At 58.7% G+C, this 5,940-nt stretch carries 6 protein-coding genes; 3 read left to right on the top strand and 3 right to left on the bottom strand.

The features are described from left to right. Positions 1–78: 78 nt before the first annotated feature. Complete coding sequence (locus ACW9HW_RS28375) at positions 79–288, bottom strand: cold shock domain-containing protein (RefSeq protein ID WP_019647794.1); 210 nt, start codon at positions 286–288, stop codon at positions 79–81. Positions 289–526: 238 nt separating this feature from the next. Here ACW9HW_RS28375 and plsB point away from each other — a divergent pair, with 238 nt between their 5' ends. From plsB to ACW9HW_RS28360, 3 genes are all read left to right on the top strand, one after another. After that, complete coding sequence (gene plsB / locus ACW9HW_RS28370; RefSeq protein ID WP_457402636.1) at positions 527–3,028, top strand: glycerol-3-phosphate 1-O-acyltransferase PlsB; 2,502 nt, start codon at positions 527–529, stop codon at positions 3,026–3,028. 102 nt (positions 3,029–3,130) lie between these two features. Then, positions 3,131–3,529 (top strand): YbaY family lipoprotein, encoded by a 399-nt coding sequence (locus ACW9HW_RS28365; RefSeq protein WP_137804695.1) that lies wholly within the window; start codon positions 3,131–3,133, stop codon positions 3,527–3,529. Positions 3,530–3,553: 24 nt separating this feature from the next. After that, entirely contained in the window at positions 3,554–4,243 is a 690-nt protein-coding gene (locus ACW9HW_RS28360; RefSeq protein WP_207262584.1) for a DUF4197 domain-containing protein, read from the top strand. 45 nt (positions 4,244–4,288) lie between these two features. Here the strand turns inward: ACW9HW_RS28360 and ACW9HW_RS28355 are convergent, their stop codons facing one another. Both ACW9HW_RS28355 and ACW9HW_RS28350 read right to left on the bottom strand, forming a co-directional pair. Next, positions 4,289–5,635 carry a Fic family protein gene (locus ACW9HW_RS28355; protein WP_457402634.1) on the bottom strand — a complete coding sequence of 449 codons (1,347 nt, stop codon included), beginning with the start codon at positions 5,633–5,635 and terminating at the stop codon, positions 4,289–4,291. Positions 5,636–5,741: 106 nt separating this feature from the next. Then, a partial coding sequence (locus ACW9HW_RS28350; protein ID WP_457402632.1) for a hypothetical protein occupies positions 5,742–5,940 on the bottom strand: 199 nt, incomplete at its 5' end.

The following is a 5,940-nucleotide window of genomic DNA, read 5'->3' as shown; positions in this document are numbered from 1 at the left end:
AACATTGATGTCGACTGATCCACCGCTTTCGCGAGCAGGCTCGCTCCCACATTGTTTTTTGTGTTCTGAAGATCGGCTTTAAAGCCCCACCACATCCTCAGCCTGCAGCCCCTTCTGCCCTTCCACCACCGCATACTCGACCTGCTGGCCTTCGGTCAGTGAACGGTGGCCTTCACCGCGAATCGCGCGGTAGTGCACGAACACATCCACCCCGTCCGCGCGCTGAATGAAGCCGTAGCCCTTGGCGTCGTTGAACCACTTCACGTTGCCGGTTTCACGTGTTGCCATCTGTTCATACTCCCTTTTTATTATTGATCGGGCTTTTCGCAGGAAAGCCTCGGAACGTCAGCCTGCACATGCCGTCCCCTGAAGGGCAGCGGCGACAGAGCGCCGAGTATATGTCAGACGTTTAATCTCTCAATAGCACTTTGATTGCCGCTTTTTTGCCGATTTTCGGCGAATCCGGCACACTATCGACCGCCCGAGCAAACGCTCGGTTTTTTTCATTCACTCATGCAGATGCCGTATGACCCGTTCCCCGCTCCGCCGTCTAGTGTTTGGCACCCTGCGCCGACTGTTGTACCTCTGGGTTCGCTCGGAGACGATCAACCAGTCGTCGTTCACCCTCAACCTCGACCGCAGTCGCCCGGTGTTCTACGTCCTGCAAAATCCTTCGCTGACCGACCTCGCCGTGGTCGACACCGAATGCAGCAAGGCCGGCCTGCCACGTCCGGTGCTGCCGGTGTCGGTGGGCAACCTGCTGGAACCGGCGGCGTTCTTCTACTTGACGCCGGATCCGGACTGGCTCGGTCGCCAGGACAAGCGCGGTGCGCCGCCGACCCTGACCCGCCTGGTCAGCGCCCTGAGCCAAAACGCCGCCGAAGACGCACAGATCATTCCGGTCAGCGTGTTCTGGGGCCAGTCGCCGGACAGCGAGTCGAGCCCGTGGAAGCTGCTGTTCGCCGACAGTTGGGCGGTCACCGGGCGTCTGCGTCGCTTGCTCAGCATCATCGTGCTGGGTCGCAAGACCCGCGTGCAGTTCTCCGCGCCGATCCATCTGCGCGAGCTGATCGAGCACAACAAGGGTCACGAGCGCACCGTGCGCATGGCCCAACGCATCCTGCGGGTGCATTTCCGCAACCTCAAAGCGGCCGTGATCGGCCCGGACATTTCCCACCGGCGCAACCTGGTCAAGGGCCTGGTCAACCAGCCTCTGGTCAAGCAGGCGATACTCGACGAAGCCGAGCGCGAAAACATCTCCCCGGAGAAAGCCAAGGCCCAGGCCCTGCGCTACGGCAACGAAATCGCCTCGGACTACACCTACACCGCGATCCGCTTCATGGAAGTGGTGCTGAGCTGGTTCTGGAACAAGATCTACGACGGTATCAAGGTCAACAACATCGAAGGCGTGCAGAAGGTCGCACCGGGTTATGAAGTGATCTATGTGCCCTGCCACCGCAGCCACATCGACTACCTGCTGCTGTCCTACCTGTTGTTCCGCAACGGCCTGACCCCGCCGCACATCGCCGCCGGGATCAACCTGAACATGCCCGGGATCGGCGGCCTGCTGCGCCGTGGCGGTGCGTTCTTCATGCGCCGCACTTTCAAGGGCAACCCGCTGTACACCTCGGTGTTCAACGAATACCTGCACACCCTGTTCACCAAGGGCTTCCCGGTGGAGTACTTTGTCGAAGGCGGCCGCTCGCGCACCGGGCGCATGCTGCAACCGAAAACCGGGATGCTGGCGATCACCCTGCGCAGTTTCCTGCGCTCCTCGCGCATGCCGATCGTGTTTGTGCCGGTGTACATCGGCTATGAGCGCGTGCTGGAAGGTCGCACTTATCTGGGTGAATTGCGTGGGGCAAGCAAGAAGAAGGAATCGATCTTCGACATCTTCAAAGTCATCGGCGCGCTCAAGCAGCGTTTCGGCCAGGTGGCGGTGAACTTCGGCGAACCGATCAAACTGGCGGAGTTCCTCGACAGCGAACAGCCGGACTGGCGTAAACAGGAACTCGGTCCGCAGTTCAAACCGGCCTGGCTCAACGAAACCACCAACCGCCTCGGCCAGAAAGTCGCGCAACATCTGAACGAAGCAGCAGCGATCAACCCGGTCAACCTCGTAGCGCTGGCGCTGTTGTCGACCAGCCGCCTGGCGCTGGACGATCGCGCCATGGCGCGGGTGCTCGACCTCTATCTGGCGCTGTTGCGCAAGGTGCCTTACTCGCCGCACACCACGCTGCCTGAGGGCGACGGCCGGGCGCTGATCGAGCACGTGAAGGATATGGATCTGCTGTCCGAGCAGAGCGATGCCCTGGGCAAGATTCTCTATCTGGACGAGCAGAACGCCGTCTTGATGACCTACTACCGTAACAACGTGCTGCACATCTTCGCACTGCCGGCACTACTGGCAAGTTTCTTCCAGAGCGCATCGCGCATGAGCCGCGAACAGATCCTGCGCTACACCCGCGCGCTGTACCCGTACCTGCAAGCCGAGTTGTTCATTCGCTGGTCGCTGGACGAACTGGACGGGGTGATCGATCAATGGCTGGAGGCGTTCGTCGAACAAGGCCTGCTGCGCTTCGAGAACGACGTTTACCTGCGTCCGGCGCCGAGCTCGCGGCATTTCGTGCTGCTGACGCTGCTGTCGAAAAGCATCGCCCAGACCTTGCAGCGCTTCTACATGACCGTTTCCCTGCTGCTCAACAGCGGCCAGAACAGCATCAGCGCCGAAGAACTGGAGGACCTGTGCACGGTCATGGCCCAACGCCTGTCGATCCTGCATGGCCTCAACGCCCCGGAGTTCTTCGACAAGAGCCTGTTCCGCCACTTCATCCAGACTATGCTCGATCTGGAAGTGTTCAAGCGCGACGAGGCCGGCAAGCTGGGCTATCACGAACTGCTCGGCGAACTGGCCGAGGGCGCGGCGAAACGGGTGTTGCCGGCGGAGATTCGCTTGTCGATCCAGCAGGTGGCGTTGCATCGCAGTGAAGATGCGGCGGACCAACCCACCACACAACCCGATATTTGATGTAAAACCTGCTCGCGAAGAGGCCGTATCAGTCGACTTCCAAGTTGGCTGGCACACCGCCTTCGCGAGCAGGCTCGCTCCCACATGAGAAGGAGATCTGCAATGAAAAAACTCTCTCTATTGGCCATGACCGCACTACTGGGTGCCTGCCAGTCGATGCAGCCTTCAGCCAAGGCCAGCCTCGATGGCGAAGTCTTCTACCTGCAACGCATCGCACTGCCCCCGACGGCGGTCCTCAGCGTCAGCCTGCAAGACATCACACTCGCTGATGCCCCGGCCAAGGTCATCGACGAACAACGTGGCCCGGTCAAAGGCCAGGTACCGCTGCCGTTCCACCTGAGCTACGACCCTCAGAAGATCGAGCCCAATCACCGTTATTCGATCAACGCGCGCATTGAAGTCGATGGCAAACTGTTGTTCATCACCACCGAGAATCACGCCGTGCGACTGGACGGCTCCGACCCACAGCCTGTGAAGGTCCGCGTCGACGCGGCCCGTTAAGTCTTTTTGAAAAAGGAAGTTGCCATGCTCCGCCCTACCCTTCGCTTTGCCGGCTTGTGCGCAGGCTTGATGATCTGCGCCAGCGCGATGGCGCTGTCGCTCAGCGACCTGTCACAAAAAGACGCCACCGGCGGTCTCAAGGACGCCCTGACTCAAGGCGCGCAATTGGCCGTGAAACAACTCGGCACACCGGGCGGATTCAGCAACAACCCGGACGTGAAAATCGAGCTGCCAGGCAAGCTGGGAAAAGTCGCCAGCAAGATGAAACAGTTCGGCATGGGTGATCAGGTCGATCAACTGGAAACCAGCATGAACAAAGCGGCGGAAACCGCTGTCGTCCAAGCCCAGCCAATCCTCGTCGATGCCGTGAAAAAGATGACGGTAGATGATGCCAAGGGCATCCTCAGCGGCGGCAACGACTCGGCCACCCAGTACCTGAACAAAACCAGCCGCGAACAGATCCGCGCCAAGTTCCTGCCGATCGTCAAACAAGCCACCGACCAGGTCGGCCTGGCCCAGCAGTACAACTCGTTCGCCGGGCAAGCTGCGACCATGGGCGTGATCGATACGAAGAATGCCAACATCGAAAGCTACGTCACCGAACAGGCGCTGAACGGCTTGTTTGAAATGATCGGCAAGCAGGAAGAAACCATCCGCAACAACCCGGCGGCTGCGGCGACCAGTTTGGCGAAGAAGGTCTTCGGCACGCTCTAAGCATCAACAAAAAACCTGTGGGAGCGAGCCCGCTCCCACAATGGTTCAGGCCGCCGATCCGGGTCGTAGAAAAAACACCCACTCCCGCCCCAGCTTGCGCTTTTCAAACAACTCCAGACCCACCAATCCATTCAACGTGGTCGACGCCGTGTTGTAGGAACACCCCAGATTCGCCTTCACATTGACCGCCGTAAACTCCTTGGCCATGCCACTCTTGGCCACCTGATATATCGTCCGCTGCTTTTCGGTCAGCCGATTGAAAAATCCAGACTCCGACAACCAACGATCAAAGCACTCGGCATTTATCAGACTCTTCCTATAAGCCTCGGTAAAACTGCTGACAGCACGCAACACCACCGAACACTGGAAATCGATGAAATACGTCAGGTCCAGATCGTCCGCTTCGGTTTTCAGATACGAGCGCCCGTACTTCACCGGCGCACTGCGCAGCAAGACGCTGATGGCAATGTAACGAAACGCCGAGAAATCATTCTTGAACATGAACCAGTAGAACAACGCCCTAGCGACGCGGCCGTTTCCATCGCGAAACGGGTGCTCATAACCCAACGCAAAATGCAGCGCAATGCCCTTGATCAGCGGATGCAGATAGTCCGTCCGATGAGGATCGTTGTGGGATTGATTGATCCATGCCGACAGCACCTGCAACCGCCCGGCGAGCCCGGCAGCAGGAGGCGGCACATGAACCGTATTGCCCTGTCCGTCCTGCACCACCACGTCATCGTTGACCCGCAAATCCCCCGGCGAATATTGCCCGTCATCGATACCTGATACGCCAACACGATGCAGTGCCTTGACCAGCTCGATACTCAGCGGTTCATAACGTTTTTCCCAAGCGAAGTTCATCATCTTGTAATTGCCGATCACCATTCGCTCATCCGGCGTACGCGGCAGGCGATGGCGCTTGAGCATGTCCTTGGCCACCCGGGTGGTAGTCGCCGCGCCCTCGAGCTGACTGCTGCTGATGGCTTCGTCTTCGATCAAATCATTAAGCAGATAACTGAAATGCGCGCGCTCGCCGATCTGGCTGGTCATGTACTCCAGCGCGGCAGTGGTGGCCTGTCGGTCCACGGCAGAAATCGCTTTTTGTGCCACGGGCGTCAGTATGAAGTTTCCCCACCGCATCGGCTCACCCAATGGCAACAGGCTGGAGTACTGCGCTGTTCGGGCCTTCTTGACCAAGGCCCAGCACAGATTCGAATCCAGCCCCGGCGCCCAGCGATAGCGCAAATCATCGAACGACAGATAACGCCTCTGGTCGTCCAGAGGCTTGAGTAGAGCGAGGTAGTCCGAGAGGCGTTCCTTGTGCGGCGATGTTATCAGTAGATCAAAAACCGGGTCTGACCTGCCCCTGAATATGGGTGGTTTTTTCATTGGCACTGTCTCAAAAACTCGTGAAACCGAGTTTTGAGTACAACATCCGGACATCCGAGTCTCAATATCGGACGGTTCTGAGATAATTGTAGGAGTAAAGCTTGCTCTAGATGGCCATGACTCGGTTTGATTGAGCGGTAAACATCCTCAGCCGCCAAGCCGTCTTCGCGAGCAGGCTCGCTCCCACAGGGGATCCGGGTATATCTGCAAAAAAGTGGTCGGCTGCAAGGCAGCCATCCCGGGCAAGCAAAGCAAGAGCAAGAGCAAGAGCAAGAGCAAGAGCAAGAGCAAGAGCAAGAGCAAGA

The organism is Pseudomonas sp. SDO5532_S415, from assembly GCF_054071155.1.
Note: the sequence above shows the minus strand (reverse complement) of the source record. Positions and strands in the feature narration are given on the sequence as shown.